This is a genomic window from Pseudomonas sp. LBUM1657, assembly GCF_059716075.1.
In genome coordinates this window covers 5195835-5217155 of sequence record NZ_CP166799.1, presented here as the reverse complement: position 1 = coordinate 5217155, position 21321 = coordinate 5195835, and the positions used below count along the sequence as shown (strand labels likewise).

Here is a 21321-nt window from a genome sequence, read left to right as displayed (position 1 = left end):
ACCGGTAGACTTGACGGCTTTCCGTAGAACCCCGTGGAGTGATGGCATGGCGGACGTAAACAAGGTCGTTCTGGCGTATTCCGGCGGCCTGGACACTTCGGTGATCCTCAAGTGGCTGCAGGATACTTATAACTGTGAAGTCGTAACCTTCACCGCTGACCTGGGTCAGGGCGAAGAGGTCGAACCAGCACGCGCCAAGGCTCAGGCCATGGGCGTGAAAGAGATCTACATCGACGACTTGCGCGAAGAGTTCGTGCGCGATTTCGTTTTCCCGATGTTCCGCGCCAACACCGTTTACGAAGGCGAGTACCTGCTGGGTACTTCCATCGCTCGTCCGTTGATCGCCAAACGCCTGATCGAAATCGCCAACGAAACCGGCGCTGATGCCATTTCCCACGGTGCCACCGGCAAGGGTAACGACCAGGTTCGTTTCGAACTGGGCGCCTACGCCTTGAAGCCAGGGGTGAAAGTGATCGCTCCGTGGCGCGAATGGGACCTGCTCTCCCGTGAAAAGCTGATGGATTATGCTGAAAAGCACAACATCCCGATCGAGCGTCACGGCAAGAAAAAATCCCCGTACTCGATGGATGCCAACCTGCTGCACATCTCCTATGAAGGCGGCGTGCTGGAAGACACCTGGACCGAGCACGAAGAAGACATGTGGAAATGGACCGTCTCCCCGGAGAAGGCTCCTGACAAAGCGCAATACCTGGAACTGACCTACCGCAACGGCGACATCGTTGCACTGGACGGCGTCGAAATGACCCCGGCCACCGTGCTGGCGACCCTGAACCGTATCGGTGGCGAACACGGCATCGGCCGTCTGGACATCGTCGAAAACCGCTACGTCGGCATGAAGTCCCGTGGCTGCTACGAAACTCCTGGCGGCACCATCATGCTGCGCGCTCACCGTGCGATCGAATCGATCACGCTGGACCGCGAAGTGGCCCACCTCAAAGACGAGCTGATGCCTAAATACGCCAGCCTGATCTACACCGGCTACTGGTGGAGTCCTGAGCGTCTGATGCTGCAACAGATGATCGATGCGTCCCAGGCACACGTGAATGGCGTTGTGCGCCTGAAGCTGTACAAGGGCAATGTGATCGTCACCGGCCGCAAGTCCGACGAGTCGTTGTTCGACGCCAACATCGCGACCTTCGAAGAAGATGGCGGCGCCTACAACCAGGCCGACGCGGCGGGCTTCATCAAGCTCAATGCCTTGCGCATGCGCATCGCGGCAAACAAAGGCCGGAAGCTTTTCTGAGACCTTTGAGTTCGTAACGGGATGCGTGGCCTTGGCGACAAGGCCACGCATCTGAAAAGGGGGGGCGTTCTGCCTGCGTTTTCGATTCGGTTTTTTTATTTTCTGTTAATACCTTTCCGGCAATTTCCCTCTGGTTGATCTTCAAGCGCTTACTGACGGCTGCGTGTCCGTCGGAAAATTTTGATCAATTAGCGTCACGCCCTGTGAATTCCAGTTGTAGGCAATACAGAAACTTGCGCCACTGCGTTTCTTTGCGTGCCTTGAATGTTTCAGTGCGATTTCCTTCAGTAATGCCTCCGATTCGGCACAGGTTAGAAATACGATCACATGCGCAGGTTTTCCCTGTCCTTTTTGTATCTTCTCTATCAAATAACTGAACTCGACTTTTTTGCTCATCCCCCGTGCATCAATGATGTATAGATCCTTCAGTCGCTCGGGCAGACGAACGTAGTGCTGAGCGCAGAGGGGCGTGTGCAGTCGGCCCTCGGCTGGCGGGTCCTGTGGGTTACAGGGACGGTGAGCGGCTCGCCAGTGAGGCGCCCCGGGCGCGTTGCTATCCGAGCGCTCGGTATTGTCCATGACCTTTATGAAATGCTTTCCTTTTTCGAAATCGGAGGGCGCGTAAAGCGATCTATAGTTGAAGTTGAGTGTGACGAAGAACAGAAACAGCAGATAAAAAGGAAAGCTGATCAAAAACCAGATATAGATCTCTCTTTCCTTGTTGTCGAGGAAAGGTAGAGAAACGGCCGCCGATGTTTCAGACAGTGTTGCGAATATCGCGATGACGGTCATGGGATTGGTGATTCTTTTTTTGAGTTTTGTCATGTTGTGAACTCATGAAAGTTGTCTTTCTCTCGTTGCGTTGATGGGGGGGTTGGGTGTTGGTTGATATATTAGCTATATTGTCTGTGATTCGGATATATCTGTTTTTCTTGTAGTAAGAAGTGCCTGGTGTTTTTTGCGGCGGTTTGCGTTGTCGTTTCTTCATTTTTATTATCTGTTTCATCATTGTTCATGTGCGAATTTTTGCTGTAAGAGTAAGCGGATACTTTATGTGTGATATTTCTGGAATGAAGACTGAAGCTGAAAATATCGGTTACTTTTTAACCGAGGTGCAATAGCCAATCTCTTTCGGATGGCTGTTGCCAGGCCTTGTTATTTAATTTTCAGGTTGTAAATCGATACAAAAAATTGTTTAAAAGTGAAATTCCAGCAAGCGGATAAATTTTCTGATGCATTGTATTCGAGGATTTTTTGTAAGATTAATCCGCGTTGTTTGTAGGGAATGTCTCTTGGTGTGGGTGGCCGAGGGGGGCGGCATGCCATGGATGAAACGACTAGGCTATTGTGCGGGCTCTAAAAATTCGAACAGCGAAACTGGACTTGCCCATGAATAAAGTGCTGATCGTGGATGATCACCCCGTCATTCGTCTTGCGGTACGTATGCTAATGGAGCGTCATGGCTACGAAGTCATTGCAGAAACAGATAATGGCGTGGACGCATTACAACTTGCCCGTGAACATATGCCGGACATTGTTATCCTGGATATTGGAATACCGAAACTGGATGGGTTGGAAGTCATTGCGCGTTTGACGTCAGCAGCGATGACAATGAAAGTTCTGATATTGACTTCGCAGGCGCCTGGACATTTTTCCATGCGTTGCATGCAATCGGGTGCAGCCGGGTATGTCTGCAAGCAACAGGATCTGACCGAATTGCTCAGTGCAATAAAGGCTGTATTGTCAGGCTACAGTTACTTTCCTAATCAGGCTTTGCACACCGTGCGCTCCAGTCTGGGGAATGCCAGTGAAGCCGATATGGTGGATCGTCTGTCAGGGCGGGAAATGATGGTGTTGCAACAATTGGCCCGAGGCAAGACCAACAAGGAGATAGCAGACGGGATGTTCCTCAGTAATAAAACCGTCAGTACCTACAAGACTCGTCTGTTGTTGAAACTCAATGCTCGCTCACTGGTGGACCTGATCGAGTTGGCGCAACGCAACGGGTTGGTGTGATTTGCCTCAGCGTTTGGCGAGGCGCAATGAGCGGGTATTTATCAGCGTTCGGCACTTAGTAAAAAGCCTCCGTTTCGGGAGGCTTTTAGGTGTCATAAGTCAAAATCGTAATCGGCCAATTGCTTTTGCAGTCGGCGCTCCTCCAGCAGGTTGTCGATGGTGCGGCGTTTGCTCAGGTTGGTCTTTGCCACTTCAACCACCGGTTCAGCGTCATCGGCCTCAACGGGGGTGAAGTCTTCTTCTACGTCCAATTGCTCTTTGCCAGTGCTCATTTTGTTACTCCAGGCTAAGACTGCCTTTGGCGCTCCTTATAACGACAATCTCCCGGCGGGTAAAAAAGATTTTTTCAATCGATAAATCAAAAAACCTAATAGCGCCTCAATCGTCCGAGGTCTTGTGCTTGTATTCGCACAAGTCTTCGATCCGGCAACTGCCGCAGCGAGGCTTGCGGGCCAGGCAAACGTAGCGTCCGTGCAGGATCAGCCAGTGATGGGAATCGAGCAAAAACTCCTTGGGCACGAACTTCATCAGTTTTTTCTCAACCTCGACCACATTCTTGCCTGGAGCAATGCCTGTACGGTTGCTGACCCGAAAAATGTGGGTGTCCACGGCCATGGTCAGCTGACGGAATGCGGTATTGAGCACGACGTTGGCTGTCTTGCGGCCAACACCGGGTAGCGCTTCCAGCTCTTCGCGGGTCTGCGGCACTTCGCCTCCATGGCGTTCCACCAGCAAGCGACACGTTTCGATCACGTTTTTCGCTTTGCTGTTGAACAGGCCGATCGTCTTGATGTACGCCGACAGCCCCTCGACGCCCAGGGCATGAATCGCTGCCGGGGTGTTGGCCACCGGGAACAGTTTGGCCGTGGCCTTGTTGACACCGACATCGGTCGACTGCGCCGAGAGAATCACGGCAATCAGCAATTCGAACGGCGAGGAATAGGCCAGTTCCGTCTTCGGTTCCGGGTTGTCTTCGTGCATCCTGCGGAAAATTTCCAGACGTTTTGCGGCATTCATGGGCAGAGCGTTTCCTCGAAAGCAGTCAGAGTGAAGGAGTCGGACGGGCGCAGGCCTGCCATGCGGCAATCAGCAGACCGAGCAAAATAAATCCACCAGGGGCCAGGATAGCCAGTTGCAAACCGCCGTCGGCGGTCAGTACCCAGCCTTGCCAGTCCGCTTGTGTCGCACCGGCCAGCCACGACAGATGGCTGCCGAATGTTCCGCTGCCGATGAATTCGCGCAGCAGGCCCATGCCCACCATCAACGTGCCGAACAGGCCACACAGGCGCAGACGATCACGCCATGGGCTCTGGAAAAAACCAGTGTGTTCCAGCACGACGCATTGCAAGGCGATCAAACCTGCATAGAAACCCAGATTCCGATGCCATTGCAGCGACCAGGCTTGTGCAACAATTTCCGCGCAGCTGGTCAACGTTGCCGCCAGCAGGACGCCGGCCAGCAAGTGTGTCGCCGGGATGAGTCGGGATCGCAATGCGGCCATGCTCGCGCCAAAGGCACTGATCACCACCACGAACATCACCCACACGCCCAGCGCGGTCACCAACGAGTGGGTGGCACCGATCAGTGGGGCAAGCATCAGCGAGTTTTGCAGCGTCGATGACTTATTCATGGGCATTGCTCCCGATCAGCTGTTGCCGGTGTTCATCGAAGTAGCGCAGCGCATCATGGATGGCGTTGATCACCGCCCTTGAGGTGATGGTCGCGCCCGCCATTTGATCGAATTGCCCCTGATCTTTTTTCAATGCCCAGCCGCTGTCGACCGGTTCGGTTCGGGACTTGCCGGAAAATATTTGAAGCCAGGTGTTGGGCCAGTCGGCAAGTCGACCACCGAGCCCGGGGGTTTCTGATTGTTTGAGGGTTTTAACGCCCAACAATTTGCCGTTGGCACCGATGGCGATCAGCAGCTCGATGGAGCCCGCGTAGCCCAGGGTCTGGCTGCGCAACAACACGGCGGTGGATTGGCCGACCTTGGTCGCCCGGTATCCACCCAGCAGTGTGCTGCTGTCCAATGCAATGTTTTCGAAGGCGAGCGGTTGTTCCAGCGGCTGATTGTCGTAGCTGTCAGGGGGGAGCATGTCCAGCAGATTGCGGCTGTCGATCAGACGCTGTTCGGCCGCTATCCGCGGCGCACTGGCGTGTTGCGCAAAGTAGGTCGCGCCAATCCCTACGCAGGCCAGTAACACCAGGGTCGCAACGCTCGTCGTTCGGTTCATGGTGCAACCCGTTCCTGTCTGGATACGACGAGTCGTTCCAGCGCCGGCACACAAAGGTTCATCAGCAACACCGCGAACGCCACGCCGTCCGGATAACCGCCCCATGTACGAATCAGGTACGTCAGCAGGCCCACACCCGCGCCGAAAAGCAGTCGGGCACCGGGGCTCTTCGCACCCGACACCGGCTCCGTGACGATGAAGAATGCACCCAGCATGCTCGCGCCGGTGAGCAGATGAAACAGCGGCGAGCCATGGGAATCGGAGCCCGAACCGTTCCAGCACAGCAGGCTGATGATAAACAGGCTGGCGATCATGCCGACCGGCGCGTGCCAGCTGAACACTCGTTGTTGCAGCAGAAACACGCCGCCCGCCAGAAAGGCCAGATTGACCCATTCCACGCCGCGCCCACCGAATTGGCCGAACGCCGGGTTGCCGGCGAACAGTTCGTCCATGGTCAGGCTTTTGTTGATCCGCAGGCTGTCCAGCGCCGTGGCTTGAACCCAGGCATCCGGCGTCTGGCTGAAGCTGAAACCGAACACCTGCTGCAAACCACCGAGCAGGTCCATGCCATGGGACGACGGCCAGTGAGTCATCTGTTGGGGAAAGGTCACCAGCACCAGGGCGAAACCCAGCATTGCCGGGTTGAATGGATTCTTGCCGACGCCGCCGTACAGGTGCTTGCCGAACACCATCGCGAAAGCCGCAGCACAGACCGTCAGCCACCATGGGCAATAGGGCGGCAAGGCCAGCGCCAGCAGCGTCGCACTGACCAGGGCGCTGCCATCGCTCAAGGTTGGTTTGAGCGGCCGCTTGCGCAGGTGCAGCACGGCAGCTTCGACGGCCATTGCAGTAATGCCGGCCAGAATCAGGTTGATCAATACGCCCCAACCATAAAACCAGAATAACGCCAGCGTTCCCGGCACGGTGGCCAGCAATACCAGCTTCATGGCCTGCTGTAGGCGTTGGTCGACCGACTCAAGGGGCGACATAGGCATCCACCTGACGCTCGGCTTCCTGCAGGCGGGCACGCGCCTTTTCGAGCAGCTCGACGGGGGTGTCGATGCGCCGTTCGAGTTTGTTGACGTCGGCGCGGGCGTAGGCCAATTCGGTTTTCAACTGTCGAAGTTGACTGTCGATGGGACGTTTTTCGATGCGCGCCAAGTCAGGCAAAGGTTGTTCACTGGCCGCTTCAGCAGCGTGCAGGTTTTCCTCGGCTTCACTGAGTGCGCGCTCCAACGTTTCAATCTGCTCAACCGGTGCTTCGCTGGTTTGAGCTTTCTTGAGTTCGGCGCGGCGCATGGCCAACTGGATTTTTGCCCGTTTCAATTCGGCATCCTTCGCCGGAGCAACAGGCGTCGCCGGTGGCGGTGTGATGCTTTCCAACCGGGCCAAAGCTTGTTCAGCGGCTTCGAACTGCTGTTGCAGAACGATCAACTGCGACTGCTGTTCGAAGGTCGGCGGATGTCCGAATGCCTTGAGCGACTTGTTCAGTTGCGCCCGACTCATGGCCAGATCGATCTTGGCTTTTTTCAACGCCGCATCGGCATTCGCTGCTTTCTGGATGCGAACCCGCTCCAGGGCGGCTTGCACTGGGTCGATCGTCACTTCGCTGAGCGGCTGCGGGGCGCGATGTGCCCGGGCCTGACGTTCGGCAAGTTTCTGTTGTTCTTCGCGCTGTAAACGGGCGTTGCGCTGTTCGAAGCGCCGCCGTGCATGGTTACGTTTGGCGGTGCGAGCCCGTTGCTCTTCAAGATTGAACGCCAGGCCACCGACAATCGGCACCACAGTGGCCAGAGGCAACGGCCGCATCTCGATGCAATCCACGGGGCAGGGCGCTACGCAGAGGTCGCAACCGGTGCATTCATCGACGATCACCGTATGCATCAGTTTGGCCGCGCCGACAATGGCGTCTACCGGGCACGCCTGGATGCATTTGGTGCAGCCGATGCATTCGGCCTCGCGGATGTACGCGATCTGCGCTGGCGCCGAGCCGCGACTGACGTCCAGCTCCAGCACCGGTACTTTCAACAGTTCGGCCAGGGCCGAGATGGTTTCACTGCCACCGGGTGGGCACTTATTGATCGGCTCGCCGTTGGCGATGCCTTCGGCGTACGGCTTGCATCCGGGATGGCCACACTTGCCGCACTGAGTCTGCGGCAAGAGGGCGTCGATGCGTTGAATCAGACTCATGTTTTGATCAGTCCACTGAATCCGAGAAAGGCCACTGCGATCAGTCCGGCGCCGATCAGATCGATCGGCAGGCCGCGAAAGGGCAGGGGAATATCGTTGTCGAGTGTGCGTTGGCGCAAGTCGTTGAACAGACTCAACACCAGCCAGAAACCCAGCCCGACGCCGAGGCTCAGGGCCGCGGCGTGGAAGAAGCCTTTGTCATCCCCGGCATTGAGCAGTGCCAGTCCGAGCACGCCGGCGTTACCCAATAGCAGCGGCCAGAGGCCCTCAAACGAAAGCTTTGCAAACAGTCGTGAAAGCAGCGTCAACAATGGACCGATCAGCAGAACGCTCAGGGGCAGGAACACGAACAGGCGCAGCGCCGTCAGCTCCAGCGGTAGCAGCAGCCAGCGGTAGAGCGCATCACCCAGAATCCCGACGATCAGCATCAAACACGTCGTTGCCAAGCCCAGCGCATGGACCTGACGACGCGCGCTGGCCAGCAACGGATCGACGCCCAGCGGCCAGTGCAACACGAGGTTGTTGATCAAGGCTGCGCTGATAAGCGTAAGAAGTATCTCGGTCATGATCGTGCCGGCAAGAACAGGGCTGTCTAACAAGACTAGGCATTATCCGGCAAGGAAGGAGGGTGGGCCAGACATGAAAATCCCACAGTCGCGCCAGGCACGACTGTGGGATCGATTTACCGCAGAACCTTACTTGATCCGCTGACCCGGCTTGGCGCCGCTGTCGGGGCTGAGCAGGTAGATTTCTTCACCGCCAGGGCCGGCAGCCATCACCATGCCTTCGGAGATCCCAAACTTCATTTTGCGTGGCTTGAGGTTGGCGATCATCATGGTCAGGCGACCTTCGAGCTTGGCCGGGTCCGGGTAAGCGCTCTTGATCCCGGAGAGCACGTTGCGTTGCTCATCACCGATGTCCAGGGTCAGGCGCAGCAGTTTGTCGGCGCCTTCAACCGCTTCGGCCTTGAGGATCAGGGCGACGCGCAGGTCGACAGCGGCAAAGGCATCGAACTCGATTTCTGGCGACAGCGGGTCCTTGGCCAGTTCGCCGTTACCGACCGGTGCAGCATCGCCGGTGTCGGTCTGGCTGGCGGTCAGGTCTTCTTTCGAAGCGTCGGTCATGGCTTGCACTTTTACTGGGTCGATTCGGGTCATCAACGGCTTGAACTCGTTCAGCTGGTGATTGCTGAGCAAGGTCGCGTGGTCGTTCCAGGTCAGCGGCGCGACGTTGAGGAACGCCTCGGCGTCGGCGGCCAGCAGCGGCAGTACCGGCTTGAGGAAGATCACCAACTGGCGGAACAGGTTAATGCCCAGGGCGCAGATTGCCTGGACTTCTTCCTGCTTGCCTTCCTGCTTGTTCAACGACCACGGTGCCTTGTCGGCGATCCAGGCGTTGGCGCGGTCGGCCAGGCCCATGATCTCGCGCATGGCGCGGGCGAAGTCGCGAGCCTCGTAGGCTTCGGCGATGCTCGGCGCGGCCGCCAGGAATGCTTCGGTCAATTCCGGCGCGGCGTTACCCGCCACCAGCACACCGGCGTTGCCTTTCTGGATGAAACCGGCGCAACGGCTGGCGATGTTGACGACTTTGCCGACCAGGTCGGAGTTGACCTTCTGCACGAAGTCTTCGAGGTTCAGGTCGAGGTCGTCGACACCACGGCCCAGCTTGGCCGCGTAGTAGTAGCGCAGGTATTCCGGCGACAGGTGATCCAGGTAGGTCCGGGCCTTGACGAACGTGCCACGGGACTTGGACATTTTCTGGCCGTTGACGGTCAGGTAGCCGTGCACGTTGATGCCGGTCGGTTTACGGAAACCGGCGCCTTCGAGCATGGCTGGCCAGAACAGGGCGTGGAAGTTGACGATGTCCTTGCCGATGAAGTGGTAAAGCTCGGCGGTGGAGTCTTTGTTCCAGAACGCGTCGAAATCCAGTTCCGGCGTGCGGTCGCAAAGATTCTTGAAGCTGGCCATGTAGCCGATCGGCGCATCCAGCCAGACGTAGAAATATTTGCCCGGCTCGTCGGGAATTTCGAAGCCGAAGTACGGTGCATCACGGGAAATGTCCCACTGTTGCAGGCCAGCATCCAGCCATTCGGCGATCTTGTTGGCGACCGCGTCTTGCAGCGTGCCACTGCGGGTCCAGGCTTGCAGCATTTCCTGGAAGTCCGGCAGTTTGAAGAAGAAGTGCTGGGAATCCTTGAGCACCGGGGTGGCGCCGGAGATCGCCGACTTCGGGTCCTTCAGATCAGTGGGTGCGTAGGTCGCGCCGCATTTTTCGCAGTTATCGCCGTACTGGTCTTCGGTGCCACATTTCGGGCAGGTGCCCTTGATGAAGCGGTCGGCCAGGAACATTTTCTTTTCCGGGTCGAAGTACTGGGTGATCGAACGCGTGGCGATGTGCCCGGCGTCGCGCAGCTTCAGGTAGATCTGGCTCGACAGCTCACGGTTTTCTTCGGCGTGAGTGGAGTGGAAGTTGTCGAAGTCCACCAGGAACTCGGCAAAGTCGGCGCTGTGTTCAGCCTGGACGTTGGCGATCAGTTGTTCCGGGGTAATGCCTTCCTTTTCCGCGCGCAGCATGATGGCCGAACCGTGGGCGTCGTCGGCGCAGACATAAATGCATTGATTGCCACGGTGCTTCTGGAAGCGCACCCACATATCGGTCTGGATATATTCCAGCATGTGGCCAAGATGGATCGAACCATTGGCATAGGGCAGGGCGCTGGTGACGAGGATCTTGCGTGGCTCGGACATGGGGCTCGGCTACTTGATGAAACGGAGGTCGGCCACTATAAAGCGCTGGCGCATATTTTTCACCCCGTGCACCTGTTTCATTGGATGAGTAACGAGCGAAGCAATCAAAAGATCGCAGCCTTCGGCAGCGCCTACAGGGCTTGCGGTGAACTTGTAGGCGCTGCCGAAGGCTGCGATCTTTTCGGCATCCCGCCAAACGATCAGAACAGGTACGATACCCGCCTGATTTTCCAGTCTTGCTATCGGAGTTGCCCATGAGCGCCGTCAATCGCGCAGCGGTGGAAGCCGTCCTTCGCCAATACACCGACCCTTACCTGAACCAGGACCCGGTCAGCGCCGGGTGTGTGCGCAGCATCGACATCCAGGGTGATCGCGTCAGCGTCCAGCTGGAACTGGGCTACGCCGCCGGTCTGTTCAAAAGTGGCTGGGCGCAGCTGCTGCAAATGGCCATCGAAGGCCTGGACGGCGTGACCATCGCTCGCGTCGACATCACCAGCGTGATCGCTGCACACAAGGCCCAGGCGCAGATTCCGGGCCTGGCGAACGTCAAGAACGTCGTGGCCGTGGCGTCCGGCAAGGGCGGTGTGGGTAAATCCACCACCGCCGCCAACCTCGCACTGGCCCTGGCCCGCGAAGGCGCCAAGGTCGGGATTCTCGACGCGGACATCTACGGTCCGAGCCAGGGCATCATGTTTGGTATTCCCGAAGGCACCCGACCGAAGGTCAAGGATCAGAAATGGTTCGTGCCAATTGAGTCCCATGGCGTCGAAGTGATGTCCATGGCATTCCTGACCGATGACAACACGCCGATGGTCTGGCGTGGGCCGATGGTCTCCGGCGCGCTGTTGCAACTGGTCACGCAAACGGCCTGGGGCGACCTGGATTACCTGGTCATCGACATGCCGCCAGGCACCGGCGACATCCAGTTGACCCTGGCGCAAAAAGTCCCGGTGGCCGGTGCGGTGATCGTCACCACCCCGCAGGATCTGGCATTGCTGGACGCACGCAAGGGTGTGGAGATGTTCCGCAAGGTCAACATTCCGGTGCTGGGCGTGGTGGAAAACATGGCCGTGCACATCTGCTCCAACTGCGGGCATGCCGAGCATCTGTTCGGTGAGGGCGGCGGGGTGAAACTGGCCAACCAGTATGGCGTCGAACTGCTGGCATCGTTGCCGCTGTCGATGGTCATCCGCGAGCAGGCCGATGGCGGCAAGCCAACGGTGATCGCCGAGCCAGACAGCCAGATTGCGATGGTTTATCAGGAACTGGCCCGCCACGTCGGCGCGCGGATTGTGTTGCAGGAAGCGGTATCGCCGGCGATGCCGAACATCACCATCAGCGACGATTGATCCGCTGAACAAATGCGATTCATTATGGGAGCGGGCTTGCTCGCGAAAGCGGTGTGTCATTCAACGGATAAGTTGACTGATCTACCGCATTCGCGAGCAAGTCGAATCGTCGCACCGCCGCTCCCATATTTGTTTTGCGGTGGCCTTAAATGCGCAACCCGCCATCCAATTCCAGAATCCGCCCGGTGTAGTAATCGTTCTCGAAAATGTAGGCCGCCGAATGGGCGATCTCTTCCGGCTTGCCCATGCGCTTGAGCGGAATCCCTGACGTCATCTTCTCCAGCGCTTCCGGTTTCATGCCCAGGGTCATCTCGGTTTCGATGAAGCCCGGCGCAATGCCCGCCACACGAATGCCGTAGCGCGCCAGTTCCTTGGCCCAGGTCACGGTCGCCGCGGCCACACCGGCCTTGGCGGCGGAGTAATTGGTCTGGCCGACGTTGCCAGCACGGGAGATCGACGAGATATTGATGATGGTGCCGCTGTTGTTCAGCTCGACCATTTTCGCCGCGACTTCACGGGTGCACAGGAACACGCCGGTCAGGTTGACGTCGATAACCGCCTGCCACTGGGCCAGGCTCATCTTGGTCATCTCGCCGTCCTTGACCTTGAGCAACAGGCCATCGCGCAGAATGCCGGCATTGTTGATCAGGCCATGGATCGCGCCGAAATCTTCGGCCACCTGGGCAACCATGTGGGTCACTTGCTCTTCATTGGCGACGTTGCACAGGTAGGCGCGGGCCTCGACGCCCTTGGCCTTGCACGCGGCGACGGTGTCGTCGAGCTTTTCCTGGTTCAAATCGACCAGCGCCAGTTTCGCGCCCTTGCCGGCGAAATACTCGGCCATGGAACGGCCTAAACCCTGGCAACCGCCAGTGATAATGATTACTTTGTCAGTGAGTTGCATTCGCATGCCCCAATAGCAGGTCAGAGTGGTTTCCTTCTAGAGGGCCTCTCGATCTGCACCTGATGTGGCCTGGTTGCACATGAGAACTGCCCCGATGGTGTCACTGGAACTTATCCCCAGGCACCTGTCCGTTTTTTCGACGGATTCTATATAAGGAGTCATAAATTGAGCGTTGAAGCGGCTAAGAATGCACGAGAATTGCTTCTCAAGGAATACCGCGGAGTGCTCTCGACGCACTCCAAGGCAATGCCCGGTTTCCCGTTTGGCTCTGTGGTTCCGTACTGTCTGGACGAGCAGGGCCGGCCGCTGATCCTGATCAGCCGCATCGCCCAGCACACGCATAACCTGCAGAAAGATCCGAAATGTTCACTGTTCGTGGGCGAGCGTGGGGCCGAAGACGTGCAGGCCGTTGGTCGCCTGACCTACCTGGCCGAAGCGGAAAAACTCGAAGACACCGCCGCCATCGATACCGCCGCGCAGCGTTACTACCGTTACTTCCCGGATTCGCAGAACTATCACAAGGCCCACGATTTCGATTTCTGGGTACTCAAGCCGGTGCGTCACCGTTACATCGGCGGTTTCGGGGCGATTCACTGGGTCGATCAGCTGACCCTGGCCAATCCGTTCGCCGGCAAGGCTGAAGTGAGCATGGTCGAGCACATGAACGCCGATCACGCCAAGGCTATAGCGCACTACGTCGAGCTGGCCGGTCTGCCGAAGACCGAGCCGGCGCAATTGGCCGGTATCGACACCGAAGGCATGCACCTGCGCATTGGCCAGGGGCTCTACTGGCTACCGTTCCAAGCGCCATGTAATACGCCGACACAAGTGCGGGAAGCCTTGGTTTTTCTGGCTCACGCTGAACATTGGCCGAAAAATGAAGTGGCCGACGCTTGAATTCACGAAACGGCGACGTCATCTAGGGGAGACTGGCAAGGCATTCTTGCGTTGAGGAACCATTTGATGCGCCCTTTTTTATTGCTCTTTGTACTGTTCCCGGTGTTGGAGCTGTTCGTATTCGTCAAGGTCAGCGGGGCGATCGGGTTTTTCCCGGCCCTGCTGCTGGTCATTCTCGGCTCGATGCTCGGCGTGTTCGTGCTGCGTATCGCCGGTCTGGCAACCGCGCTGCGTGCGCGTGAAAGCCTGAACCGCGGCGAGCTGCCGGCCCAGACCATGCTGGAAGGTTTGATGCTGGCACTGGCCGGCGGCCTGTTGATCCTGCCGGGCTTCGTCACCGACGTGCTGGGCCTGATCATGCTGCTGCCGATCTCGCGTCGACTGCTGGCCAATAAAATGCGCCTGCGCGCCGAAGAGGCGGCGATCCGTCAGCGTGCATTTGCTGATGATCTTCAGCCCCGTGGCGGTCCCGCTCCGCGTCAGCCGCTAGGCCGCGAACCCGACGTGATCGAAGGCGAGTTCGAACACCGCGATTCCAAGTAAACCGATTCACCTGCACGGCACCTTCGGGTGCCGTGTTCGTTTTCGGGGTAACAATGTAAAAAATTTCGATCCCCGCCCTTGTAATCAGCTTGTGCGCCCTTATGTAACGGTCACCGCAAGGTTTCTGGCGATCACGCCAGACAGACTTCCGCGGTTCGCTTGACGAACCGCACCCGGCACCGCCGGATTTGTTAAACCCGCCGGGAATACACCGGCCGATGAAAACCACAATTAGGAGAGATCGACAATGAAGCTTCGTCCTCTGCATGACCGCGTCGTCGTCCGTCGCAGCGAAGAAGAAAAGAAAACCGCTGGCGGTATCGTCCTGCCAGGTTCGGCTGCTGAAAAGCCAAACCAGGGTGAAGTCCTCGCTGTAGGCCCAGGCAAAGCGCTGGACAACGGTGAAGTGCGTGCGCTGGCCGTGAAAGTGGGTGACAAGGTTGTGTTCGGCCCTTACTCCGGCAGCAACACAGTGAAAGTCGACGGCGAAGACCTGCTGGTAATTGGCGAGAGCGAAATCCTCGCTGTTATCGAAGGCTGATTCCCCGCTCATTTTCCCGCTACTACAAAGTATTTAAGGAATATCGATCATGGCTGCTAAAGAAGTTAAATTCGGCGATTCCGCCCGCAAGAAAATGCTCGCCGGTGTCAACGTCCTGGCTGACGCAGTAAAAGCGACCCTGGGCCCTAAAGGCCGTAACGTGATCATCGAGAAGAGCTTCGGCGCTCCGACCATCACCAAGGACGGCGTTTCTGTAGCCAAAGAAATCGAGCTGAAAGATCGCTTCGAAAACATGGGCGCGCAGCTGGTCAAAGACGTTGCCTCCCGTGCCAACGATGACGCAGGCGACGGCACCACCACCGCTACCGTTCTGGCTCAATCGATCGTCAACGAAGGCCTCAAAGCCGTCGCTGCCGGCATGAACCCGATGGACCTCAAGCGCGGTATCGACAAAGCGACCATCGCTATTGTCAAAGAGCTGAAAGCCCTGTCCAAGCCTTGCGCTGACACCAAGGCCATCGCTCAGGTCGGCACTATCTCGGCCAACTCCGACAGCTCCATCGGCGACATCATTGCCGAAGCCATGGAAAAAGTCGGTAAAGAAGGCGTGATCACCGTTGAAGAAGGCTCGGGCCTGGAAAACGAACTGTCGGTTGTTGAAGGCATGCAGTTCGACCGTGGCTACCTGTCCCCGTACTTCGTCAACAAGCCAGAGACCATGACTGCCGAGCTGGACGGTCCGCTGATCCTGCTGGTCGACAAAAAAATCTCGAACATCCGCGAAATGCTGCCAGTACTGGAAGCCGTTGCCAAAGCTGGCCGTCCACTGCTGATCGTGGCCGAAGACGTTGAAGGCGAAGCCCTGGCGACTCTGGTTGTGAACAACATGCGTGGCATCGTTAAAGTCGCAGCCGTCAAGGCTCCAGGCTTCGGCGACCGTCGCAAGGCCATGCTGCAGGACATCGCTGTTCTGACTGGCGGTACCGTTATCTCCGAAGAGATCGGTCTGAGCCTGGAAAGCACTACCCTGGAACACCTGGGTAATGCCAAGCGCGTGATCCTGTCCAAAGAAAACACCACCGTGATCGACGGTGCCGGCGTTGAGGCTGATATCCAGGCTCGCGTTCTGCAGATCCGTCAGCAAGTGGCCGACACTTCGTCCGACTACGACCGTGAAAAACTGCAAGAGCGTCTGGCCAAACTGTCCGGCGGCGTTGCAGTGATCAAGGTTGGCGCTGGTTCCGAAGTTGAAATGAAAGAGAAGAAAGCCCGCGTTGAAGACGCCCTGCACGCTACCCGTGCAGCCGTTGAAGAAGGCGTGGTACCTGGCGGCGGCGTGGCACTGGTTCGCGCTCTGCAAGCTATCTCCGAGCTGAAAGGCGACAACGATGACCAGAACGTGGGCATTCAGTTGCTGCGTCGCGCTGTTGAAGCGCCACTGCGTCAGATCGTTGCCAACTCCGGCGACGAGCCAAGCGTAGTTGTAGACAAGGTCAAGCAGGGTTCGGGTAACTACGGTTACAACGCTGCGACCGGCGAATACGGCGACATGATCGAAATGGGTATCCTGGACCCGGCCAAAGTGACTCGTTCGGCTCTGCAAGCGGCTTCGTCGATTGCCAGCCTGATGATCACCACCGAAGCCATGATCGCCGAGATCAAGGAAGACGGCCCAGCTGGCGGCGGCATGCCAGACATGGGCGGTATGGGCGGCATGGGCGGCATGATGTAAGCCAGCCTTACCCCTGTACTAAAAACCCCGTCTGCGAAAGCAGGCGGGGTTTTTTATTGCCCGGATTTTGAGCGCAACATCGGTTTAGCGTGGGAGAGGGCTTGCTCGCGAAAGCGGTGGATCAGTCAGCATATCCGTTGCCTGACACACCGCTTTCGCGAGCAAGCCCGCTCCCGCATTAGATCTGTGTTCAGGCGCTGACCGATTCCGCTTCGGGCACTCGCTCAGCCTTGGAAGCCGGTCGATACAGGATGTAGTAATACGCCCCCAGACAAATCAGCCAGCAGAAAATCGCTGTCCACACGTTGTGCGAAAAGAAGTGCGCACCCTGCATCATCCGGCTGATGGAAAACACAGAACCCAGGGCGAAAGCAAAGACTAACGCCTTGCGTGCCAGTCGTGGTCGACGGTCGCGCAACACGAAGAACAGTGCAAACAACGTGAAACCGGTCGCTGCGTGACCGCCGGGCCAGCAACGGCCAGGTTTGTCGGTGGGCGGACGATGGCTCAGCAACTCGCTGTAGGTTTCGTGACCGCCGAACTGTTCGAGGCTCCAGGGGCATTGCACCGCCGTCACCGCTTTGACTGGTGTGACAAAGGAGGTCGCCAGCCCCAGGGACAGCACCAGGCAGCCCAGTTCCCGTTTGAACGGTTTGAGCCTGTTCATGAAGAAGGAGCCGATGTAACCCAGGATGGCCAGCACCGAAAAGGCGATAACCACTTGCTTGGCGCGGTCATGCAGGATGTTTTCGAGGAAGTAACTGTGTCGCCCGATGAAATTCCCCGCGACCGGGTCATAGAACAGCCTGGCCAGGTCCATGTCCAGGGAGGTCAGTTCGAGCAGCACCAGAATGATCGCCGCAACGGCGGGAACACCCAGGCACACCCAGAAATTGAGGGGGCGGGAGGCGGGGCGGACAGTAGTCGACACCATGGCAGTTCCTTGGTCGGTTAAAGGGTCTGAAGAGCGCAACCGCGCGGAGTCTGAGCCTGCTCCTGTCGCCAGCCTGTGAATCGATAGTGAAAAAGTCGTTAACGTGAAAACGGGTTTAATGGCGGGATTGACCACTGCACGCAGTCCTAGCCCTGAGCCACACTTGGCCTTAAGCTGCGCGGTCCAAGACGGCCGTAACTGTGTACGGAGGAGGTGCCCATGCGAATTCTATTGGTTGAAGACAACCGCGATATCCTGGCCAATCTGGCGGATTACCTGGGACTCAAAGGCTACACCGTGGATTGTGCACAGGACGGTCTGTCGGGTCTGCACTTGGCTGCCACCGAGCACTACGACTTGATCGTGCTCGACATCATGTTGCCCGGCATCGACGGCTACACGCTGTGCAAGCGCCTGCGCGAAGACGCCCGCCGCGACACACCGGTGATCATGCTCACCGCCCGCGATCAACTGGATGACCGGTTGCAAGGCTTCAAATCCGGTGCGGATGACTACCTGATCAAACCCTTCGCCCTGTCCGAGTTGGCCGCGCGTATCGAGGCGGTCATGCGTCGTGCCCAAGGTGGCGGTCGCCGAACGTTGCAAGTGGGCGATCTGAGCTACGACCTCGATACCCTGGAAGTGACCCGCGAAGGTCGTCTGCTGAAACTCAACCCGGTAGGCCTGAAATTACTGGCCGTGCTGATGCAAAAAAGTCCTCACGTGTTGCGCCGCGAAATTCTCGAAGAAGCGCTGTGGGGCGATGACTGCCCGGACAGTGACAGTTTGCGCAGCCACGTCCATCAACTGCGCCAGGTGATCGACAAGCCGTTCGCCAAACCGTTGCTGCAAACCGTGCACGGTGTGGGTTATCGCTTGGCTGAGGGTCGTGATGGAGTTTAGACAGAGCCTTGCTCAACGGATCATCATCGCCTTCGCGCTGATGAGCGCACTGGTCGCGGGCGCCTTCGCCATGGGCATTGTGGCGACCGTGCACCTGGTGGAAGAAAAACTGATCTCGGCAGGTCTGGGCGGCGATCTTCAACGTTTGTTGTTGATGGACAGTGTCTCGGACTGGAGCCATCGCCCGGAGCCGGACCAGTTGTTCTATTTCAGTGGCGGGCCGGGCGACTTCGAGCTGCCCAAGGATTTGCGACACCTGGACCCCGGTTTTCACGAAGTATTTCGCGAGCAGCTGTCGTACCACGCGATGGTTGAAGTCGTCGATGGCCGTCGTTATGTGCTGTTGCAGGATCAAAGCGATTTCGAAGAACGTGAGCGCGTGCTTTTCGCGGTGGTGTTGGTGGGCTTCGTACTGAGCCTGGCGTTGGCGGTGTTCCTTGGCTGGGTGCTGGCGCGCAAGGTGATGGCACCGGTGGTGCGTCTGGCTCGTCAGGTGCGTCACCGCGATCAGCTATTGGGTCTGGCACCGCCGTTGGCACCGGATTACGCCGCCGATGAAGTGGGCGAACTCGCCGTGGCCTTCGACGCCACCCTTGGGCGCTTGCGTCAGGCACTGACCCGGGAGCGGCTGTTCACCAGTGACGTCAGCCACGAACTGCGCACACCCTTGATGGTCCTGGCCAGTTCCTGTGAACTGCTGCTGGAAAACCCCGGTATCGATCAGCGTGGCCGGGCTCAGGTCGAGCGGATCGCCCGGGCCTGCGGGGAGATGCGTGAGTTGGTGCAGACCTTTCTCATGCTGGCCCGTGCTCAACATGAAGATACCAGTATGTCGCCACAGCAAAACCTGAGCCAGGTGGCTGACGGGCTGGTCAATCAATGGCGTGAGCCGATCGAGGCCAAGGGTTTGACGCTGATCTTTGAGCCGGGCCATCCGACAGGCACCTGTTACAACGCAACCCTCCTGCACGCAGTGATGGGCAACCTGTTGCGTAATGCACTGCATTACACCGAACGCGGGTTCATCCGCTTGACCTTGACTGCCACCGGATTCGTGGTCGAAGACAGCGGGGTGGGCATTCCCGAGGAAAAACGCTTAGCGATGTTCGAACCTTTCGTGCGCGGCAACGAAAAGCGCGGAGAGGGCCTGGGGCTTGGGTTGTCGCTGGTGCAACGGATCTGTGAGAACCAGGGATGGAATGTCAGCCTGACGAACATGGAACCCAATGGCTGCCGTTTTCAGGTGGACCTGGATTCAGCGGCGGTGAACTGATAGGTCTCTAGGGGGTGGTGGCCCAGAGCCATTACCGGCTCCCTGTAAAACGCTGAAATAGTTCGGGCTGTTACATGACAATTTTTTCACAAAGGCACGACCTGACGCTGACACGGCGCTACCTAACGTAGTGGTCATAAGCAGCTCAGGAGCCCTTGATGATGGATAACCCGATCAAACTCGATTTTTCCGAAAAGTACGACGATCAACACGCACAAGAATACCTGCTCAAGCATCAGGATGGCCTCAGTCGCAAACTGTCCCATTGGCGTGACGAGCAACTGGCGCGAAAAGCACTGACGCTGGTGGGTGAGCCGGGGCTGGTCCTCGATTTGCCGTGTGGCGTGGGGCGCTTCTGGCCGTTGCTGGCGGAAAAACCCAATCGCGTGATCATCGGGGCCGACAACTCCGAGTCAATGCTGAAGGTGGCTACCAAGGCACAACCCGCCGATGTGGTGAAAAGGGTACAACCCTTGCACACATCTGCATTCGACATCGCCTTGCCTGATAACGCCGTCGACAGCATTTTCTGCATGCGTTTGCTCCATCACATCGGTGAAGCCACGCATCGACTGGCCATTCTCCGTGAATTCGAGCGCGTCACGCGAGACAGCGTGATCCTTTCGTTTTGGGTGGACGGCAATTTCAAAGCCTGGAAACGCAAGCGCCTCGAGTCCACGCGTGAGCAGGAAAGTTACCAGAATCGATTTGTGTTACCGGCTGCCACGGTTGAACAGGAGTTCGAGCAAGCAGGTTTTCGCATCCAGGAACGACTGGATTTTTTACCGCTCTATGCCATGTGGCGGGTCTACGTTTTACGCAAGAGGTAACACAATGGCAGTGCCATGTGCAGCACAAGCGCAAGTCGCTCCTGAGGATCGCTTCGACTACTTCTGGAATCTGCGCGGTGAGTGGGTAGAAGAACCCAACGTTCGTCGCGGTGGGGAAAGTGGCGTCCAGCGCGTCCTGGACAGTAATGGACAGCTGCTCTACACCAAACGTCAGACCGGGCACATCTATCGCAGCGGGAAGCATCCGTTCGGCCGGCCGACTGTGCTGCGCGAGCGTGATGCTCTGATTGGCCTGAGCAGGATCGATGTTCGCGTTCCGGAAATCGTTTACTGCGGTGCACAGCGTGATCCTGTGCACAAATGGCGCGCGTTGCTGGTGACCAAATCGCTGGACGGCTTCGAGGAAATCGAGCACTGGTACGCTGGTGGCGGTCGCGAGCGGCACGGCGAGGTGGCGCATGATCGGATCTTGAAGGACTTGGCCGACAATCTGGCCCGAATGCACAAGGCCCGTTGGCAACACAGCTGTCTTTACGACAAGCATGTATTCGTCCGTGTTATCGGCGAAGGAGAGTCTGCCAAGGCCGAAGTGGCCTTGATCGATCTGGAGAAGTGCCGGCAGCGATTGACCGCCCGTCTTGCGGCTAGCCATGACATGAAGCAACTGCGCCGCCACTCGTCGTTCAGCACGACGGACTGGCAAAAACTCGTCTATTTTTATGAGACGGCGTTTGGCAGCGCTATCAAAGGTTTATAGCAATGAAACTCGAAATTGCACGAGGTGTATTTTTGTTAGGAGCCTTGGCAGTTGCTTCACTGGCGGTGGCGGCTTGGGAGCAGCCTCGCCCGCAAGTTTTGAGTTCAGTAAACGGTGACGCGCACTGTCCGTTGCCACGAGTTGCCAAGGCATCCGTGGCCACCCAACCCGATCATGATTTATTGCTGTTCATGTTCGGACTTTCTCAAGGACTGAGGCCACAAAGTTGAACAAATTGAAGCCCAAATAAAAGGCCTCGCCAATGCGAGGCCTTTTTTATTGCCC

23 protein-coding genes are annotated in these 21321 nt (G+C 57.7%); 12 read left to right on the top strand and 11 right to left on the bottom strand.

Annotation, left to right across the window (positions count from 1 at the left end; genetic code table 11):
• The first annotated feature begins 46 nt into the window (after nt 1–46).
• Entirely contained in the window at nt 47–1264 is a 1218-nt protein-coding gene (locus ACA055_RS24120) for an argininosuccinate synthase (RefSeq protein ID WP_007898502.1), read from the top strand.
• 141 nt (nt 1265–1405) lie between these two features.
• Here the strand turns inward: ACA055_RS24120 and ACA055_RS24115 are convergent, their stop codons facing one another.
• Nucleotides 1406–2089, bottom strand: a complete 684-nt coding sequence (locus tag ACA055_RS24115) for a hypothetical protein (RefSeq protein ID WP_497680909.1) — start codon at nt 2087–2089, stop codon at nt 1406–1408.
• Nucleotides 2090–2653: 564 nt separating this feature from the next.
• Between ACA055_RS24115 and ACA055_RS24110 the strand changes: the two genes are divergently transcribed.
• Nucleotides 2654–3280, top strand: a complete 627-nt coding sequence (locus tag ACA055_RS24110) for a response regulator (protein WP_497680908.1) — start codon at nt 2654–2656, stop codon at nt 3278–3280.
• Nucleotides 3281–3372: 92 nt separating this feature from the next.
• On the opposite strand, the gene ACA055_RS24105 is transcribed toward ACA055_RS24110, so the two are convergent.
• From ACA055_RS24105 to metG, 8 genes are all read right to left on the bottom strand, one after another.
• Nucleotides 3373–3552, bottom strand: a complete 180-nt coding sequence (locus ACA055_RS24105; protein ID WP_084322711.1) for a PA3496 family putative envelope integrity protein — start codon at nt 3550–3552, stop codon at nt 3373–3375.
• 106 nt (nt 3553–3658) lie between these two features.
• The gene (nth, locus tag ACA055_RS24100) at nt 3659–4297 is read right to left on the bottom strand and encodes an endonuclease III (protein WP_497680907.1); all 639 of its coding nucleotides are present in this window, start codon (nt 4295–4297) and stop codon (nt 3659–3661) included.
• A 25-nt stretch (nt 4298–4322) separates the two neighbouring features.
• Nucleotides 4323–4910, bottom strand: a complete 588-nt coding sequence (locus ACA055_RS24095) for an Rnf-Nqr domain containing protein (protein ID WP_497680906.1) — start codon at nt 4908–4910, stop codon at nt 4323–4325.
• Nucleotides 4903–5514, bottom strand: a complete 612-nt coding sequence (locus tag ACA055_RS24090; protein ID WP_497680905.1) for an RnfABCDGE type electron transport complex subunit G — start codon at nt 5512–5514, stop codon at nt 4903–4905. The genes ACA055_RS24095 and ACA055_RS24090 overlap by 8 nt, the downstream gene beginning before the upstream one ends.
• Nucleotides 5511–6503, bottom strand: coding sequence for an RnfABCDGE type electron transport complex subunit D (locus tag ACA055_RS24085; protein ID WP_497680904.1), 993 nt, complete (start codon nt 6501–6503; stop codon nt 5511–5513). The genes ACA055_RS24090 and ACA055_RS24085 overlap by 4 nt, the downstream gene beginning before the upstream one ends.
• Nucleotides 6490–7704: an electron transport complex subunit RsxB gene (gene rsxB, locus ACA055_RS24080; protein WP_497680903.1), complete on the bottom strand. Its 1215-nt coding sequence runs from the start codon at nt 7702–7704 to the stop codon at nt 6490–6492. The genes ACA055_RS24085 and rsxB overlap by 14 nt, the downstream gene beginning before the upstream one ends.
• Nucleotides 7701–8270: an Rnf-Nqr domain containing protein gene (locus ACA055_RS24075; RefSeq protein WP_497680902.1), complete on the bottom strand. Its 570-nt coding sequence runs from the start codon at nt 8268–8270 to the stop codon at nt 7701–7703. Before ACA055_RS24075 ends, rsxB begins: the two co-directional genes overlap by 4 nt.
• Nucleotides 8271–8399: 129 nt before the next feature.
• Entirely contained in the window at nt 8400–10451 is a 2052-nt protein-coding gene (metG, locus tag ACA055_RS24070) for a methionine--tRNA ligase (protein WP_497680901.1), read from the bottom strand.
• Nucleotides 10452–10705: 254 nt separating this feature from the next.
• Here metG and apbC point away from each other — a divergent pair, with 254 nt between their 5' ends.
• On the top strand, nt 10706–11800 hold the full coding sequence (gene apbC / locus ACA055_RS24065; RefSeq protein WP_497680900.1) for an iron-sulfur cluster carrier protein ApbC: 1095 nt from the start codon (nt 10706–10708) through the stop codon (nt 11798–11800).
• 145 nt (nt 11801–11945) lie between these two features.
• On the opposite strand, the gene ACA055_RS24060 is transcribed toward apbC, so the two are convergent.
• The gene (locus ACA055_RS24060; RefSeq protein ID WP_497680899.1) at nt 11946–12704 is read right to left on the bottom strand and encodes an SDR family oxidoreductase; all 759 of its coding nucleotides are present in this window, start codon (nt 12702–12704) and stop codon (nt 11946–11948) included.
• A gap of 165 nt (nt 12705–12869) precedes the next feature.
• Between ACA055_RS24060 and ACA055_RS24055 the strand changes: the two genes are divergently transcribed.
• The 4 genes from ACA055_RS24055 to groL all read left to right on the top strand — a co-directional run bounded on the left by ACA055_RS24055 (nt 12870) and on the right by groL (nt 16378).
• Entirely contained in the window at nt 12870–13601 is a 732-nt protein-coding gene (locus tag ACA055_RS24055; protein WP_497680898.1) for a HugZ family pyridoxamine 5'-phosphate oxidase, read from the top strand.
• Between the two features lie 66 nt (nt 13602–13667).
• Nucleotides 13668–14144, top strand: coding sequence for an FxsA family protein (locus ACA055_RS24050; protein ID WP_497680897.1), 477 nt, complete (start codon nt 13668–13670; stop codon nt 14142–14144).
• Nucleotides 14145–14391: 247 nt separating this feature from the next.
• Nucleotides 14392–14685 (top strand): co-chaperone GroES, encoded by a 294-nt coding sequence (locus ACA055_RS24045; RefSeq protein ID WP_007898444.1) that lies wholly within the window; start codon nt 14392–14394, stop codon nt 14683–14685.
• 49 nt (nt 14686–14734) lie between these two features.
• Complete coding sequence (gene groL / locus ACA055_RS24040) at nt 14735–16378, top strand: chaperonin GroEL (RefSeq protein WP_008155543.1); 1644 nt, start codon at nt 14735–14737, stop codon at nt 16376–16378.
• A gap of 190 nt (nt 16379–16568) precedes the next feature.
• Here the strand turns inward: groL and ACA055_RS24035 are convergent, their stop codons facing one another.
• Nucleotides 16569–17312 (bottom strand): phosphatase PAP2 family protein, encoded by a 744-nt coding sequence (locus tag ACA055_RS24035; RefSeq protein WP_497680896.1) that lies wholly within the window; start codon nt 17310–17312, stop codon nt 16569–16571.
• Nucleotides 17313–17531: 219 nt separating this feature from the next.
• On the opposite strand from ACA055_RS24035, the gene colR reads away from it, so the two are divergent.
• From colR to ACA055_RS24010, 5 genes are all read left to right on the top strand, one after another.
• Nucleotides 17532–18215 carry a two-component system response regulator ColR gene (gene colR / locus ACA055_RS24030; RefSeq protein ID WP_008032118.1) on the top strand — a complete coding sequence of 228 codons (684 nt, stop codon included), beginning with the start codon at nt 17532–17534 and terminating at the stop codon, nt 18213–18215.
• Nucleotides 18205–19488: a sensor histidine kinase gene (locus tag ACA055_RS24025; protein ID WP_497680895.1), complete on the top strand. Its 1284-nt coding sequence runs from the start codon at nt 18205–18207 to the stop codon at nt 19486–19488. Before colR ends, ACA055_RS24025 begins: the two co-directional genes overlap by 11 nt.
• Before the next feature lie 161 nt (nt 19489–19649).
• Entirely contained in the window at nt 19650–20318 is a 669-nt protein-coding gene (locus ACA055_RS24020; protein ID WP_497684478.1) for a class I SAM-dependent methyltransferase, read from the top strand.
• 4 nt (nt 20319–20322) lie between these two features.
• A complete protein-coding gene (locus tag ACA055_RS24015; protein ID WP_497680894.1) occupies nt 20323–21036 on the top strand; it encodes a lipopolysaccharide kinase InaA family protein in 714 nt (237 codons plus the stop codon).
• A 2-nt stretch (nt 21037–21038) separates the two neighbouring features.
• A complete protein-coding gene (locus ACA055_RS24010; RefSeq protein ID WP_497680893.1) occupies nt 21039–21266 on the top strand; it encodes a hypothetical protein in 228 nt (75 codons plus the stop codon).
• The last annotated feature ends 55 nt before the right edge of the window (nt 21267–21321 follow it).